This window comes from Xanthomonas pisi DSM 18956 (assembly GCF_001010415.1).
GTDB lineage: Bacteria > Pseudomonadota > Gammaproteobacteria > Xanthomonadales > Xanthomonadaceae > Xanthomonas > Xanthomonas pisi.
The window spans coordinates 1-614 of sequence record NZ_JPLE01000131.1; the positions used below are offsets into that span (position 1 = coordinate 1).

General features: G+C 62.2%; 2 protein-coding genes. Both read right to left on the reverse strand.

All coding sequences use genetic code 11. From position 1 onward, the window contains the following. On the reverse strand, nt 1-247 hold a 247-nt coding region (locus Y887_RS17390), incomplete at its 3' end, for a GAF domain-containing protein (protein ID WP_046965545.1). A gap of 25 nt (nt 248-272) precedes the next feature. Then, on the reverse strand, nt 273-614 hold a 342-nt coding region (locus tag Y887_RS17395; protein WP_046965546.1), incomplete at its 5' end, for an RNA pyrophosphohydrolase.

The following is a 614-nucleotide window of genomic DNA, read 5'->3' on the forward strand; positions in this document are numbered from 1 at the left end:
CCTCACGGGTGCCCACCAGGCCCACCAGACCCTCGTTGGGCGCCATGCTGACCTTGCCGATGGCGCGCTTGTTGAGACCTTCGGTGGCCATCAGGACGAAGCGTTCGGTTTCCGGATCGAGCAGATAGACCGAGCAGAACTGGCTGCCCATGGCCTCCCTGACTCTCAGCACGATGATGCCCAACGCCGCCTTGAGGTCCTTGGCGGCATTCACTTCCTGGACAATCTTGCGCAGCGTGCCGAGCATGCTCAGAGGCTTTCTCCCCGATTTTTCAGTCCCGCACCGGCAGACGCGGCGCAAGTTCTTTGAGTGCGCGACGATAGACCTCGCGCTTGAAGGTGACCACCTGCCCCAGCGGATACCAGTAACTGACCCAGCGCCAGCCATCGAACTCGGGCTTGCCGGTCAGATCCATGCGTACACGGTCCTCGGCGCCGGTCAGGCGCAGCAGGAACCACTTCTGTTTCTGGCCGATGCACAGCGGCTGGCTGTGGGTTCGCACCAGGCGTTGCGGCAGACGATAACGCAACCAGCCACGGGTGCAGGCGAGGATCTTCACATCCTGCTCTTCCAGGCCCACTTCTTCGTTGAGTTCGCGAAGCAACGCCTCTTC